This window comes from Streptomyces sp. NPDC046759 (assembly GCF_040645475.1).
GTDB lineage: Bacteria > Actinomycetota > Actinomycetes > Streptomycetales > Streptomycetaceae > Streptomyces.
Window position 1 is genome coordinate 103,322 of sequence record NZ_JBEYYJ010000002.1, and the last position, 14,448, is coordinate 117,769.

The following is a 14,448-nucleotide window of genomic DNA, read 5'->3' on the forward strand; positions in this document are numbered from 1 at the left end:
TCCCTTCTTCATGCTCACTGTCCAGATGCAGCACGAGGACACGACGATCGCACAGCTCCCGGAGACGGTCGACTACGACAACGCGCCCCTTGTCGGTGCCCAGTGCGAGGACTTGGTCAACCGTGGCTGCGCCACCCTGGTGCTGGACGCATCCCAGGTGCAGTACATGGACTCCTCCGGCATCAGCATGCTCATCACGCTGTCGCGCACCCTCGACCACCGCGCCGGTACCCTGCGCGTGGCTGCTCTCAGCGCCCACTACGAGCAGGTGTGGCGCATGCTCGGGCTCCAGGAAGTCTTTCCCGTCTTCCCTTCGGTGAACGCCGCCCTCCAGCCTCCTGCCGCAGGCGACATCCCCGGGGCACCCGAGGAACGGACCGAGCCCGACACGCCTGCGGCATGCGCGGCACGGACGGAGACGACGCCCTGAGGTCTCACCCTCGACTGCGGCGGACAGGGCCACGGCCGCGACCCGTCATGCGTCGGCGAGCCACCATCTTCTGCCCGTACGACACCTCCCTGCCCGAGCACGCACTGGCGCAGGCCCACGGGACGCATCCGGTCGTGGGCAGCCCTGACGGGTACCGGCACAGTCCGCCCTACACGGACCCGTACGCCGTCTGCGGCGACTGTGACCTGCCCCTGCCCGAACCGGAAGATCCGCTCGTCCTGCACTTCGGGCAGCGGGACCTCGGGAAGATCCGCGACACGGTCGGTGACTGGGGCGAGTCGGCGGGCCTGTGGTGCACCGCGGACACGGCCGTCGCCGAGGTGAGGGACCGCGGGCGGCTCACGGATCCGCTCACAGGCCGACGCCGACCCGATCCGTCCTCTCCTGGCGGCGGACGGGGAGTATGGATGATGCACCAGTTCTGCGACCTGGTGAAGATCAGGACACGGCCGTCCGGTCTGGTCGTCCGTCTCCACGTGGCGCTGGAGTGACAGACACAGCCGGGCATGCGGCCGTGCCCGGAGCGTGCCTTCCGGGGCCCGGCCGCGTGACGCTTCTTCGTGTCTTCGTGCCACGAGAGCCCTGGTGTGCAGGAAAGGGCCGCGCTGCGTGTGATGTCCGGCAGCCTGCGGGTACCGGCCCTGGTGCGGGACTCCTGGGACCAGGGCCGATGTCCCTCCGGCCGGGCCCTGGACGGCCGGAGGGAGTTCACCCGGAAGGCCGGTGGAGCGGTGGGGTGGGGGCGGCGCGACGCATGATGTCCGCAAGCTGTTCGAGCGGTGCGCCCGGATCGGCCCGGGGCCGCACCGCCGTACGCGGTGCCGCTGGGCGGGACGGTACGCGAGCCGCAACGCCATGTCACCACCCGGGAGAGCGACGGCAGTCTCCACGTCTACACGGCGCTCAAGGCCGACGAAGGCTGGCTGGACACGGTCGACTTCATCGACCAGGCCGCCGCCAAGGCCGCGCTTCTCGCCCACTTCGAGGGCTGGGACGCGGGCCTGCGCGCCCTGGTCGCCGACGCGGACACGATCACACCGCGCCGTATCCACGCCCTGCCCGTGGGGCACCGCTGGGACCGTGTCCCGGGCGTGACGCTGCTCGGTGACGCCGCCCACCTGATGTCCCCCTTCGCCGGGGAGGGCGCCAATCTCGCCATGTACGACGGCGCCGAACTCGCCCTGACCATCGCCGCCCACCCCGGCGACACCGAGGCCGGCCTGGCCGCGTACGAGGAGGCCCTCTTCCCGCGCAGCGAGGAGTCCGCCGCCGAGTCCGCCGCCAACCTGGACACGATGTTCAGCGAGCGCGGCCTGGAACAGATGGTCGCCTTCTTCACCTCCGGCCCGGCAGCCCAGTGAGGCCCGCTCGCACAGCCACCGCGCCCTCAGCCACCGAACCGCCCACCGGGAGCACCTCATGACCGCACCCCATCAGCGCCCCCTTCCGGTGCGGCCCGGCCTCGACCTCGAAGTGCGCCAGACCGGTACCAGCGGCAGCCCGGTCCTCGTCCTGCACGGCGGCCCTGGCCCCTCCAGCATCTCGCCCCTGATCGACCACCTCGCATCGGAGCACAGGGTGGTCGCGCCCACCCATCCGGGCTGGGAGGGCACCGTACGGCCCCACGACCTGGACTGCGTGCCCGCACTCGCCGCTGCCTACCTGGACCTGCTCAGCCATCTCGGCCTGAACGACGTGACGGTGATCGGCACGTCCTTCGGCGGCTGGGTTGCCACCCAGACCGTCCTGGACGACCGCGAGGGCCGGATCTCCAAGCTCGTCCTCATGGACGCCATCGGCCCCGTGATACCCGGCCGGCAGATCACCTTGCCCGCCGGGCCACCGGCTCCGGCGGCCGCAGGACCGGCGCCGCAGGGCGGACCGTCCGCACAGTCGATGGCCGCCATGCGCGCCTACTCCGGGCAGACCATGGCAGACGCCGACATGCTGCCCCGCCTCTCCACCGTCACCTGCCCGGTCCTGGTGATCTGGGGCGCCGACGACGCAGTCGTCACCCTGGACTTCGGCCGCGCCTACGCCGCGGCGTTCCCCCACGCGCGGTTCGAACTCATCCCCGGCGCAGGACACCTGCCCGTCCGCGAGAAGCCCGAGGCGGTCTTCGCCCATCTCGACTCCTTCCTCACCCCCCGAGGCCCGGCCACCAGCCACTGAACTCTGCATTCTGGTTCCCCGTCCGTGGGCCGGCACCGGCACCGCCCCTCGGCAAGCGGGCGCCCATGGGGCACATCACGCGCGGTCGCACACCGACCGCCCGGGGGCGGGGAGCCGACCACCCCTTTCATCCACCGGAGGCATGATGACGAAGATCGCGATCATTCTTGGCAGCACCCGCGCCGGACGTGCCGGCGAACGCGTCGCACAGTGGGTCCTGGAGCAGGCCCGAGAGCGCGGCGACGCCGACTACGACCTGATCGACCTCGCCGAGGTCGACCTGCCGCAGATCGACGAACCGTTCCCGCCCGCCATGGGCCGCTACACCCACCCGCACACCCGGCAATGGGCCACGCATGCACCTTCCAGCCGCGGGCTTCCAGGCCGGCGCGGAGCGTGGCGGCGATGTCGACCATGGGCGCCGGGTTCTCGGTGGAGACGTCGAGATCCTGGCTCGGGCGGATCACGAGGCGGTGCGCCCGCACGGCAATCCGCCGGTGAGGACCAGGGGATACGGGGAGCCGAGCGCGATCACATCCGCCAGGCCCGCGTGCGCAGCTTCGGCATGTCCGTCACGCGGCTGCCCGGGTGCGGGAGGCGAGCTGGGGGAAGTCGTCCTCCCACACGGTGCGCACGGTGCGACCGACGAGTGTGCGCAGCACCGGCCACAGCTGGAGAAGCAGGTCCCGGTTGAGGTAGTGGGGCAGGTCACGCAGGCCCTCGTGCAGGACGGTGCGGTACAAGCCCATGCGCTGGCGAGGCTTGCCCAGGTCGTACGACGTCATCCCGGACCAGGCCATGTGCAGCGGTAGCTCCACGACACCATGAGTCGGCCCTTGCAGCTCGTCCAGCGACTCTGGCAGACGGAGCCGGAACTTCTCCCGGTACAGCGCGAGGTCCTCGGCGTCCGCGCCCGGGAGTTCCCTCGGCGCGGGTGCGCGATGCTGTGAGCTGGAGCCCATGAGCCCATTTTGGCGGCCGGAGAAGTGGCGCGGGTCATGATGAGCGAGCTGGCGGCTGGAGTGAGCGGCACGGAGCCTGCCGGGGGAGCTGGTTGTGGCAGCTCGGTCTGCCCCGAGTAGGCGGGACGGGCCGAGAGCCGTGCTGCCTCATCACTTACCGGGCGAGTCGGAGGAGGGCCTGGGTGTGGGTCTTTCCTCGGGCTCGGCAGCGGTCGTAGTAGGTGCGGGAGGCGGGGTCGTGGAGGGCGGCGAACGCGGAGAGGAACATCGCGCGTGTGAGCTGTCGGTTCCCTGGGGGCGCGTGCGCCGTGGATGGAGGTCCCCGAGGATTTGGTGGCCGGTGCGAGGCCGGCGTAGGAGGCCAGGTGGGCGGCGCTCGGGAAGCTGCTGCCGTCGCCGACCATGACAGGGCAGCGCACTACAACACCTCGCCGTGGGCTGTGTGCTGAGCTCCTGGCGCACGTCAGGCAGCGCAGCCGGACACCGGGCTGCCGCGGATCCTGTGTCGTACGGTCTGATGTCGCGGTCGCCCACCGTCCGCTACGGATCTCACCGAACCCGGCGGTGCCGCCGGTACGGCCGAAAGATCTGAACCAGTATCAGGCCGCGACGAGCTCCTGCTCGCGGTCCGGCGTTCTGACCTCGGGCTTCTTGTTGGGCAGCGAGAGCCGGAAGACCTTGCGCCACGCGGAGAACACCTGCTTGGGCAGCGGTCCGGTGACGTACTCCAGCTCGTACTTCTCGAACAGCGCGCGCACCTTCACAGCGACCTCGGCGTACCGGTTGCTCGGCAGGTCCGGGAACAGGTGGTGCTCGATCTGGTGCGACAGGTTGCCCGTCATGAAGTGCATGGCCCTGTTGCCGCTGATGTTCGCCGAGCCGATCATCTGGCGCAGGTACCACTGGCCGCGTGTCTCGCCCTTGATCGACCGGCGCTCGAAGACCTGCACGCCCTCGGGGAAGTGCCCGCACATGATCACCGAGTGGGACCAGATGTTGCGGACCAGGTTCGCGGTGAACGTGGCGGCGAGCGTGGGGAGGAACGACGGGCCCGACAGCAGCGGGTGGATCACGTAGTCCTTGAGCACCTGCTTGCGGATCTTGCGGCCCACGGCCTTGGCCCGCGCGCGGAACTCCGGGTTCTTGCGGCGGCGCTTGTTCAGGTTCTTGCCGAGTTCCAGGTCGTACGCCGCGATGCCGTACTCGAAGAAGCAGGCGTTGATGAAGTTCCACAGCGGCTGGCCGAGGTGGAACGGGTGCCACTTCTGGTCCTCGTCGACGCGCATGATGCCGTAGCCGAGGTCGTTGTCCTTGCCGATCACGTTGGTGTACGTGTGGTGCAGCTCGTTGTGCGAGTGCTTCCACTGGTCGGCCGGCGAGACGTGATCCCATTCCCAGGTGGTGGAGTGGATCTTCGGGTCCCGCATCCAGTCCCACTGGCCGTGCAGGATGTTGTGGCCGATCTCCATGTTGTCCATGATCTTCGCCACGGACAGACCGGCGGTGCCGAGCAGCCACGCCGGCGGGAAGATCGAGAACAGCAGCACGCCCCTGCTGGCCAGCTCCAGCTTGCGCTGCGCCGAGATGACCCTACGGATGTAGGCGGCGTCCTTCTCGCCGCGGCCGGCGATCACCTCGTCTCGGATCGCGTCCAGTTCGCGGCCCAGCTCCTCGATCTGCTCCGCGGTCAGGTGGGCGGTGGGGTCGATGGCGGTCAAGGTGCTCCTACCGTTCGATGTCGCAGGGGCCCGCGGCGGCGGACACGCAGGTCTGGATGAGGACGCCCGGCTCGGCCTCGGTGATCTCGCCGGTGCGCAGGTCGCGGACGGCGCCCGCCTTGAGCGGCGTGATGCAGCCGAAGCAGATGCCCATGCGGCACCCGGAGGGCATGAGCACGCCGGCCTCCTCGCCGATGTCCAGCAACGGCGTGGCGCCGTCCGCATCGACGGTCTTGCCGGTGGCGCTGAACGTGACCTCGCCTCCGTCGCCGGCGATGACGATGCCGGGGCGGAAGCGTTCGGTGTGCAGGCGCTCTTGTACGCCGTGCTCGCTCCAGTGCGCCTCGGCGGCGTCGAGCAGTCCCGCGGGCCCGCAGGCCCAGGTCTCGCGCTCGGCCCAGTCGGGCACGAGTTCGTCGAGACGGGCGATGTCGAGCATGCCGTCTGTGTCGGTGTGCACCTCGGTGAGCCGCAGCTTCTTGTCCGCGACCAGGTCGTGCAGTTCATTGCGGAAGATCACGTCTTGCGGCTGTGGCGCGCAGTGGACCATGACGACGTCGTCGAACTCGGTGTCGCGCAGCATGCCCATCACGGGCGTGATGCCGCTTCCGGCCGTCAGGTAGAGCACCTTGGCGGGCTTGGCCCGCGGCAGCACGAAGTCACCAGCCGCCTGGTCGAGCTGGATCAGCGTGCCCGGTTTCGCCCTGCGGACCAGGTGGTTGCTGACCTTGCCGTCCGGGATCGCCTTCACGGTGATCGTGACGCGGCCGTCCTGGCGCTTTGCCGGCGAGGTGATGGAGTAGGCACGCCACAGGCGCACCCCGTCGACGTCGACCCCGATCCGCACGTACTGACCGGCCGTGTGGCCGCGCCAGCCCCGTCCCGGCCTGATCACGATGGTCGCGGCGTCACCCGTCTCGGGGTGCACGGCCTCGATGCGCCCACGCAGGTCTGCGCCCGCACGCAGCGGGCTGACCAGGTCGAGGTAGTCCGACGGCAGCAGCGGCGTCGTGACCATCTCCAGCAGTTTCCACGCCCTGCTGCGGAGGGCTGCACTCGTCATGGCTCTAGCTTGCTGCGCCTCAAGGCGTAAAGTCCTGACCGCAGGACGTAAATCTGGTCGGCTGAATTGTTCGCAGGGAACAAAGACGTGAGCCATGCAATCCGGAGGGCCAGCGAACTGGCCCTGGATGAGACGACGGTCACCGCACTTCGGGCCGCGCTGAAGATCACCGCCGACGAGGTCGTCCAGGCGATCATCGACGAAGTCCCCTCCTACGCCAACGCCCTGTCGGGCCACATGGGCGCCACCATCCGCCGAGCCGTCCGCACCGCCCTGGGGCACTACCTGGACCTCGCGAGCGGGAACGCCACGGGCGGCGACGCCGGTGACGCAGCCTACGAGCTGGGCCGCGGCGAGGTGCGCGACGGCCGTTCGATGGACGCCCTGCTCAGCGCCTACCGCGTCGGCGCCCGCGTGGCCTGGCGATGCCTGGCAGCGGGTGCCGTACCCGCAGGTCTGCCCGCCGCCGAGGTGGCCAAGTTCGCCGAGCTGACCTTCGCCTACATCGACGAGCTCTCCGCCGCGAGCGCCGCGGGCCACGCCGACGAACTGGCCGCCCGGGGCAGGGCCCACGAGCGCCACCTGGAACACCTGGCCCGCGACCTCCTCGCCGGCGCGAGCCCGGACGTGTTGCTGGCCTCTGCTCAACGGGCCGGGTGGCAGCCTCCCGTTTCGGTGACCGCGGTCCTGCTGCCCGCCGCCCAGGCCCGGCCTGCCTACCGCGCGCTCGACCCGGGCACCCTCGTCCTCGACGATCTGCCGGACGCCACCGGTGTGCTGCTCGTCCCCGATGCCGACCGATCACATCTCTTGCGGCAGCTGACCGACCGCACCGCAGTGGTCGGGCCGGCCCGGCCATGGACTCGTGCGTCCGCCTCGTACGCACGAGCCGTACGCGCGCGCTCCCTCTCCTCTGATATCCGCGACACCGAGGCCCACCTGCCCGAGCTGGTGCTGAGCGCCGATGTGGACGCGTTGGCAGACCTGCGTGCCCGAGCCCTCGCCCCGTTGCACACCTTGCCTGTCGCGACCGCACGGCGGCTGGAGGAGACGTTGCGGGCGTGGCTGCTGCACCAGGGCAGGCGGGACGAGGTGGCGGCAGCGTTGTACGTCCATCCCCAGACAGTCCGGTACCGGATGTCGCAGCTGCGGGAGCTGTTTCCGGATCTCACATCGCCACACCGGGTCCTTGAACTGACGCTGGCGGTCGGTCTTCGGGTCAGCTGACGCGTACTTCGACCGTCCACGAACTCCCGGCGGATCCCGGCACCATGCGCGGGGCCGCCCGCGAGCACCGCGTCCCCTTGTTCGACCTGGGGCGGCTCTCGTGCCTCGGTGTCTACCTGGACGTCCTTGAAGCCGGGACGGTCCGGGTGGGCGACGCGGTCACGGTGCAGCAGGCCGGCTGACGGGGAGCGTTCCACCACGAGTCACTCACCTACCGATCCGTCAGGCCCGCGTCTCGCAGCCCTGGCCACACCCGGTCACGAGTGAGCGGGAGTTGGTCGAGGCGGACGCCGGTCGCGTCGAGCAGGGTGTTGGCGAAGGCTGAAGCGACCGGGTTGAAGGGACGGACTGTCGGCCGTGACGCTCGTTTGACGCCCTGGGCACCCGCATGCATGGCGATGGGCCAAGAAATGGGATCTGACCTCTGGTTTTCCGAAGATCGCTCAGGTCGACATCTTTCTAATCGGCCCTGCGATGCCACCTGTCCGCGTGGTAGAAACCTGATGCTGTTCCCACGCCGTGATCGCTTCCGCCGACCAGCTGCCCTCGGACGTTAGGAGCCCTCGGCTGTGCCACCCACTTTGTATCGCGACACTGGTTACACGCTCCGGCACCTGATCGAGAACATCGAAGGCGGTCGCATCGGACTACCAGACATTCAACGCCCGTTCGTCTGGTCTGCGGCGAAGACCCGCGATCTCTTCGACTCGATGTATCGGGGCTACCCGATCGGCACCCTCATGTTCTGGGAGACCGGGGCTGAGGTGGGGACGCGGCAGATCGGAACGGAAGCCGGCGATCGAGCACCTCAATTGTTGGTCGTTGACGGGCAGCAGCGACTCACCGCCCTGTACGCCGTCCTCACCGGGCGCAAGATCGTCACCAAGTCTTTCGACGAGATCAACGTTCGCATCGCGTTCCACCCGGAGGACCAGACGTTCGAGGTCACGGACGCGGCGATCGAGCGTGACGCCCACTTCATTCCGGACATCACCGCGCTCTGGGCCCAAGGCGGTTACAAGCCGACCGTCCGGCAGTTCTTCCAACGGCTCGACCAGGCCAGCGGCCAGCCCTTGTCGGACGCTGCCAAGGATGAGCTCGAAGAACGCATAGACAGGGTCCGGGACCTGCACGAGTTCCGCTTCCAGGTTGTGGAGCTGGGTGCTTCGGCCAACGAGGAGCAGGTCGCCGACATCTTCGTGCGCATCAACTCCGAAGGCGTGAAGCTTAACCAGTCCGACTTCATCCTCACCCTGATGTCAGTGCATTGGGAGAAGGGCCGCCGCCAGCTCGAAGACTTCAGCCGCGGCGCGGTGGTCGCAGGGCTCCCCGGTCCGAGCCCTCGGAATGCCTTTCTGGACCCCAGCCCGGACCAACTGCTGCGCGTAGCCGTCGCTGTCGCCTTCCGCCGCGCCCGGCTGCAGCACGTCTACAGCGTCCTACGAGGAAAGGACCTCGAAACCGGCAAGGTCACCGCCGCTCGACGGCAGGAGCAGTTCGACCGGCTCGCCCAAGCACACACGAAGGTCCTGGACCTGACCAGCTGGCACGAGTTCTTCCAGTGCGTCACGGCGGCCGGCTTCCGCAGTCGCAAGATGATCACCTCCGACAACGCCCTGCTGTACAGCTACACGATCTGGCTGATCGGACGCCACGACTTCGGGCTGACGGTCGGTGAACTTCGACCCGTGATCGGACCGTGGTTCTTCATGGCGCACACCACCGGTCGGTACTCCAACTCGCCGGAGTCACAGATGGAGTTCGACCTGGGACGGATCGGCAGTCTGCCGCCAGGCGACGGCCGAGCCTTCACCGCGGAACTCGACCGGATCATCGCAGCGAACTTCACCGGCGACTACTGGGACATCTCCCTGCCGAACCGGTTGGACACATCCTCGTCGCGTTCACCGGTGCTGTTCGCCTACCAGGCGGCGCTCAACATCCTCGATGCCGAAATGCTCTTCGGCGACCAACGCATCCGTCATCTGCTGGACCCCTCAGTCCAACCCGCCAAGGCTGTCGACCGGGACAACCTGTTCCACCGCAAGGCGCTCGCCGGACTGGGTATCACCGACCGGCGCCAAGTCAATGCCATCGCCAACATGGCCTACGTGACGTGGCCGGCAGACGAGCCGTCCAACACCGACGCACCACATGACTACTGGCCGAGAATCACGGACGCGATGGACCCGGGGGTGCTCGAGCGGCAGGTACGGTGGCACGCGCTCCCGGTCGGCTGGGAACAGCTCGACTATTTCACCTTCCTGGAACGGCGGCGCCAGCTGATCGCCAAGGTCGTGCGGGAAGCGTTCGAAACCCTCACGGGGGAACGCCCCGCGTACGTCCCGACCACCCCGGCCGACATGATCACCGCCGGCGAGTCCCAGGGCACCGAGTTCAAGGCCAGCGCCCGCTGGAACGTGCACACCCGGCAGGCCGACAAGTCCCTACGGCACAACATCGTCAAGGCCGTCTGCGGCTTCCTGAACGGCGAGGGCGGAAACCTGTTCATCGGTGTCGCCGACGACGGAACCGTCCTCGGCATCGAGAACGACTTCACCACTCTGGAGTCGCAGGCCGATGTCGACGGGTATGAGCTCTTCGTACGCCAACTCCTCGACAGCAGCCTGTCGGCCCCGACAGCGACCACCGTCCGCGTACGCTTCCCCAAGATTTCCGGCAATGTCGTCTGTCAGATCAGCGTTGCCGCGGCAGGCAAGCCGGTGTTCGCCAAGCCTGCCAAGGGCGGCAGCGGCGCCACCGACTTCTGGGTCCGGGTCGGCAACGCCACCAAGCAACTCCACGGCGATGACCTCCTGCGCTACCAGGAGGAACACTGGGGATGAGCGCCCCCATGGCCGGCCCTCCGACCCGAGGGGAATGACCCCTGGGGCCTATCCGTGGTGTAGGCCGTGACGCTCGTTTGACGCTCGCTCTGATGGCGCGTCAGGTTGTGGGTGAGGGGTGGACTGTGCGGTCCGTGCGTCGAGTCGGGCGGCGACCGGACAGGGCTGGCCACGCTGATTAGAGACTCCGGGCCTCCGAGTGCGGCATCGCCGAGGCGGTGCTCTCCGATCAGAGCGCTGACGAGGCCCTTTCCACCGCTCGCCCCGCTGCCCAGGCGTACTGACGGAGCCTGCGCGGTGGTGACGGCGGCTAGGCGCGTCGAGAGCAGCACTCCGGCGATGATCGACGCGGCGCCGGCAAGGAACACAGTTCCGGGCGCGCGGTTCCGCTTCGGGCGCTGTGCCGCGACGGCCACGAAAGCGGTAGCGGGCATCCCGGCCAGGCCGTGATCACCTTCTGCGTCGTGAGGCGGAGCTGCCGATGCCCAGAGCGTCGCACAGCGGTACACCCAGCAGGGCGTTCCCGGGAGGCCGCCGGGGCATGACCGGGTGCGGCTGCGTCGGGGTGGTCTGTCGTACCGCCGCCCAGGTGGTGCCGAGTGTGCGTAGCCGGCCGGTGTCCATCGTGTCCTGCAACCGGGAGATGAGGAGGTCTTCCTCGTCCCTGATGTCCTGCCGTATCAGCGCGAAGGCCCACTGCACCCTTTCCTCCCGCCCGGGATCGCCGGCAGGAAGGCGTCCGATGCCCGCGACGACATCGTCGATCTGCTGATGTTCTTCCTCGACCGGGCCGTCAGTTCCTCGCCGTCCGGGACTGAGGCTCGTACAGCGGGCCACAGCACCGTCTCTCCCACGAAGGCATGGCTGAAGACCAGCTGCACCGCCTGCTTCAGAACGCGTTCCCGCTGGTGAAGGTCGTCGAGGGTCAGGTACTGATCCGTCAGCCGCCGTTTCCTCGTGCTCACGGCGTTGCCGCACCAGGATGCTGCTGTTTCCACCGAGTTGATCGACGGTCTGGTCCTTGATGGTCTTCGATATGGCCGCTCCTGTGCGTGCGCCGGAGACGGGCCGTGACGCTTGCCGGAGCCACCCTGATCTCCACGCCCGCCCGCACCGTCTTTTGGGGGAGCAGCCCTTACGCTGGGCGCGCCCCCAAAGCTTCCCGAAACGTTGCGCTCCGGCTGGGTCAAATCTGTGCCCGCGAGCTGAGGTTTCAACGGGACAGGCAGACAGATTCTCTACCACATTAAGTAAGGTGGGATTCTTCACCGTACGCAGGCCGCTTCGGCGTGCTACTGTCGATCTCAGTTGCAGTTGTGGTTCCCAAAACTTCAAGTGCCCTCCGGGCGGCGCCTGTGCCACTGGAAGCGCTTTTGTTATCCGGTCTTTTTCCCGGCGGGGTGATCATCGCGGCGACACGGGGTCCGCGCAGTGCGGATCCCGATGCACTGCCCCAAAGGAGAAATGACATGGCTACTGGTACCGTGAAGTGGTTCAATGCGGAAAAGGGCTTCGGCTTCATCGAGCAGGACGGCGGCGGCGCTGATGTGTTCGCCCACTACTCGAACATTGCCGCCCAGGGCTTCCGTGAGCTGCTGGAGGGCCAGAAGGTGACCTTCGACATCGCGCAGGGCCAGAAGGGCCCGACGGCCGAGAACATCGTTCTCGCCTGACGCTGACTGTCGCGTACTTGTAGCTGGGGCCCGCGTCCTACGGGGTGCGGTCCCCAGCTACTCGCATTTTCCCGCAGTGGTTTCGCCTGCGGACGACAACCAGGAAACCCGTAGGCTCACCGCATACGGAGCATCCTTCAGGGGCGCACGCATCCTTTCACAGCTTGATCGCGGCGGACGCCCGAACATTGCGTCCGCTTCGCGCCACTCATTCCAGCTCCTGTGCCGCACGGATTTTTCGTCGGCCAGATTCGCTTTCGCATTCCACCGGTCCATTCTTGCAATTCTCTGTGCTGCTGATCGCTGCGGGAATTCCTTGATATGTGCCGCATCGAGGAAGGTTCCGCATGAACCGCACACGCACGAACGACCGCTTCACCCGCACCCGTAACGGCAGTGCCGAATCCGGAAGGGGCGGCAGCCGATTCGGTTCGTCGGCCAGGAGCCGCTCTGCCGGGTCGAGCCGTTCCGGTGGTTACGGCCGCCGGCCCGCCGCGCTCCAGGGGGAGTTCGCGCTGCCCAAGACGATCACTCCCGCGCTCCCCGCCGTGGAGGGCTTCGCCGATCTCGACATGCCCGGGGCACTGCTGGGCGCGCTCAGCTCGCAAGGCGTGACCGTACCCTTCCCGATCCAGGCCGCGACCCTGCCGAATTCCCTCGCCGGCCGGGACGTACTGGGCCGTGGCCGCACCGGCTCCGGCAAGACCCTCGCCTTCGGGCTGGCCCTGCTGGCCCGTACGGCCGGGCAGCGCGCCGAGGCCAGGCAGCCGCTGGGGCTGATCCTCGTACCCACGCGTGAACTGGCGCAGCAGGTCACCGACGCGCTCGCCCCGTACGCCCGCTCCGTGAGGCTGCGGCTGGCCACAGTGGTGGGCGGAATGCCGATCGGCCGACAGGCGAGCGTGCTGCGCGCCGGCGCCGAGATCGTCGTCGCCACGCCGGGACGCCTCAAAGACCTCATCGACCGTGGCGACTGCCGACTGAACCAGGTTTCCGTCACCGTCCTCGACGAGGCCGACCAGATGGCCGACATGGGCTTCATGCCGCAGGTCACCGCCCTCCTCGACCAGGTCCGCCCCGAAGGGCAGCGCATGCTGTTCTCCGCCACTCTCGACCGCAACGTCGATCTGCTCGTGCGCCGCTACCTCAGCGATCCCGTCGTGCACTCCGTCGACCCCTCGGCCGGCGCGGTCACGACGATGGAGCACCACGTGCTCCACATTCACGGCGCCGACAAGCACACGGCAACCACCCAGATCGCCGCACGCGACGGCCGCGTGATCATGTTCCTCGACACCAAGCACGCCGTCGACGGCCTCACCGAACACCTCCTGAACAGCGGGGTACGGGCCGCCGCCCTGCACGGCGGGAAGTCACAGCCGCAGCGCACCCGCACGCTGGCACAGTTCAAGACCGGACACGTCAACGTGCTGGTAGCGACCAACGTCGCGGCGCGCGGCATCCACGTCGACAACCTCGACCTCGTCGTCAACGTCGACCCGCCGACCGACCACAAGGACTACCTCCACCGCGGCGGCCGTACCGCCCGCGCAGGAGAGTCCGGCAGCGTCGTCACCCTGGTCACCCCCAACCAGCGCCGCGGCATGACCCGCCTCATGGAAGCGGCCGGCATCGTCCCGCAGACCACCCAGGTCCGCGTCGGCGAAGAGGCCCTGCACCGCATCACCGGCGCCCAGGCCCCCTCCGGCATCCCGGTCGTCATCACCGCACCGGTGGTCGAACGCCCCAAGAAGCGCGGCGCCACCTCACGCGGCCGACGCCGCCCCGTCTCGGCGGCCCGCCGCGCGCTCGTACGGCAGTCCACCGCCGGTGCGGCGGCATAGAACCTTCGTGTCAGGAAGCCCGCCCAACTTCGCAGGAGGCACCCTTTGACGCTGGACCAGACGCAGTTCCGCTCAACACGTACCAACGCCGTGCAGACGGCGGCCGATCCCGCGGACGCGGCCGGACCGCAGGTGTGGGAGGACATGACCGTGGAGGTGGCACTGTCCGTGATGGTCGCCGCCCGTACAGGTCAGCTGGTCGTCTGCGACGAGGACGGTATGTGCACCGGCCTGGTCACCCGGGACCGGCTCACGGCCGTTCGTGACGGTTCCGGATACACGGACCGGATCCGCCTGCGTGACATCGCCGACGTCATCGGGCCCTTCGCCTCGCCGCTGGTCACGAGGGCCGAAGCCGAGCGTGTGATGCGCTGCCGCCGGCTCGGGGCCCCGCCCGTGGTCGACGGGCACGGCAACGCTCTGGGCGTCCTCGCCCTCTCTCGCTGAACCGCCGTCACCCCTATCCGGGGCCGTCTTCTCTTCTCCCTGGAG

13 protein-coding genes and 5 pseudogenes are annotated in these 14,448 nt (G+C 68.6%); 11 read left to right on the forward strand and 7 right to left on the reverse strand.

Annotation, left to right across the window (positions count from 1 at the left end; all coding sequences use genetic code 11):
• The first annotated feature begins 10 nt into the window (after window positions 1-10).
• The 5 genes and pseudogenes from ABZ919_RS03310 to ABZ919_RS03330 form a co-directional block, all read left to right on the forward strand.
• Window positions 11-430 carry an STAS domain-containing protein gene (locus ABZ919_RS03310; RefSeq protein ID WP_361242076.1) on the forward strand — a complete coding sequence of 140 codons (420 nt, stop codon included), beginning with the start codon at window positions 11-13 and terminating at the stop codon, window positions 428-430.
• Between the two features lie 47 nt (window positions 431-477).
• Window positions 478-942, forward strand: coding sequence for an ATP-binding protein (locus ABZ919_RS03315; protein WP_361242079.1), 465 nt, complete (start codon window positions 478-480; stop codon window positions 940-942).
• Window positions 943-1,317: 375 nt separating this feature from the next.
• Window positions 1,318-1,812, forward strand: a pseudogene (locus tag ABZ919_RS03320) (FAD-dependent monooxygenase); the annotation flags it as partial.
• A 58-nt stretch (window positions 1,813-1,870) separates the two neighbouring features.
• A complete protein-coding gene (locus tag ABZ919_RS03325; RefSeq protein WP_361242082.1) occupies window positions 1,871-2,623 on the forward strand; it encodes an alpha/beta hydrolase in 753 nt (250 codons plus the stop codon).
• Between the two features lie 145 nt (window positions 2,624-2,768).
• A pseudogene (locus ABZ919_RS03330) lies at window positions 2,769-2,915 on the forward strand (NAD(P)H-dependent oxidoreductase); the annotation flags it as partial.
• A gap of 61 nt (window positions 2,916-2,976) precedes the next feature.
• Here the strand turns inward: ABZ919_RS03330 and ABZ919_RS03335 are convergent.
• From ABZ919_RS03335 to ABZ919_RS03360, 6 genes and pseudogenes are all read right to left on the reverse strand, one after another.
• A pseudogene (locus ABZ919_RS03335) lies at window positions 2,977-3,190 on the reverse strand (hypothetical protein); the annotation flags it as partial.
• Between the two features lie 5 nt (window positions 3,191-3,195).
• Window positions 3,196-3,585 (reverse strand): hypothetical protein, encoded by a 390-nt coding sequence (locus ABZ919_RS03340; protein ID WP_361242085.1) that lies wholly within the window; start codon window positions 3,583-3,585, stop codon window positions 3,196-3,198.
• Window positions 3,586-3,745: 160 nt separating this feature from the next.
• Window positions 3,746-3,986: pseudogene (locus tag ABZ919_RS03345) on the reverse strand (transposase); the annotation flags it as partial.
• A gap of 72 nt (window positions 3,987-4,058) precedes the next feature.
• Window positions 4,059-4,133: pseudogene (locus ABZ919_RS03350) on the reverse strand (DUF6207 family protein); the annotation flags it as partial.
• Between the two features lie 51 nt (window positions 4,134-4,184).
• Window positions 4,185-5,303, reverse strand: coding sequence for an acyl-CoA desaturase (locus ABZ919_RS03355; RefSeq protein WP_361242088.1), 1,119 nt, complete (start codon window positions 5,301-5,303; stop codon window positions 4,185-4,187).
• Window positions 5,304-5,310: 7 nt separating this feature from the next.
• Window positions 5,311-6,366 (reverse strand): ferredoxin reductase, encoded by a 1,056-nt coding sequence (locus ABZ919_RS03360; protein ID WP_361242091.1) that lies wholly within the window; start codon window positions 6,364-6,366, stop codon window positions 5,311-5,313.
• A gap of 87 nt (window positions 6,367-6,453) precedes the next feature.
• Between ABZ919_RS03360 and ABZ919_RS03365 the strand changes: the two genes are divergently transcribed.
• From ABZ919_RS03365 to ABZ919_RS03375, 3 genes are all read left to right on the forward strand, one after another.
• On the forward strand, window positions 6,454-7,593 hold the full coding sequence (locus ABZ919_RS03365) for a helix-turn-helix domain-containing protein (RefSeq protein WP_361242094.1): 1,140 nt from the start codon (window positions 6,454-6,456) through the stop codon (window positions 7,591-7,593).
• A gap of 44 nt (window positions 7,594-7,637) precedes the next feature.
• Entirely contained in the window at window positions 7,638-7,775 is a 138-nt protein-coding gene (locus tag ABZ919_RS03370; RefSeq protein WP_361242098.1) for a hypothetical protein, read from the forward strand.
• 387 nt (window positions 7,776-8,162) lie between these two features.
• Window positions 8,163-10,439, forward strand: a complete 2,277-nt coding sequence (locus ABZ919_RS03375) for a DUF262 domain-containing protein (RefSeq protein WP_361242101.1) — start codon at window positions 8,163-8,165, stop codon at window positions 10,437-10,439.
• 450 nt (window positions 10,440-10,889) lie between these two features.
• On the opposite strand, the gene ABZ919_RS03380 is transcribed toward ABZ919_RS03375, so the two are convergent.
• Entirely contained in the window at window positions 10,890-11,141 is a 252-nt protein-coding gene (locus ABZ919_RS03380) for a hypothetical protein (protein WP_361242103.1), read from the reverse strand.
• Between the two features lie 767 nt (window positions 11,142-11,908).
• Between ABZ919_RS03380 and ABZ919_RS03385 the strand changes: the two genes are divergently transcribed.
• The 3 genes from ABZ919_RS03385 (at window position 11,909) to ABZ919_RS03395 (ending at window position 14,403) form a co-directional block, all read left to right on the forward strand.
• Window positions 11,909-12,112: a cold-shock protein gene (locus ABZ919_RS03385; RefSeq protein WP_031045667.1), complete on the forward strand. Its 204-nt coding sequence runs from the start codon at window positions 11,909-11,911 to the stop codon at window positions 12,110-12,112.
• A 347-nt stretch (window positions 12,113-12,459) separates the two neighbouring features.
• Window positions 12,460-13,956 (forward strand): DEAD/DEAH box helicase, encoded by a 1,497-nt coding sequence (locus tag ABZ919_RS03390; protein ID WP_361242107.1) that lies wholly within the window; start codon window positions 12,460-12,462, stop codon window positions 13,954-13,956.
• A 45-nt stretch (window positions 13,957-14,001) separates the two neighbouring features.
• Window positions 14,002-14,403 carry a CBS domain-containing protein gene (locus ABZ919_RS03395; protein WP_361242110.1) on the forward strand — a complete coding sequence of 134 codons (402 nt, stop codon included), beginning with the start codon at window positions 14,002-14,004 and terminating at the stop codon, window positions 14,401-14,403.
• Window positions 14,404-14,448 lie beyond the last annotated feature (45 nt).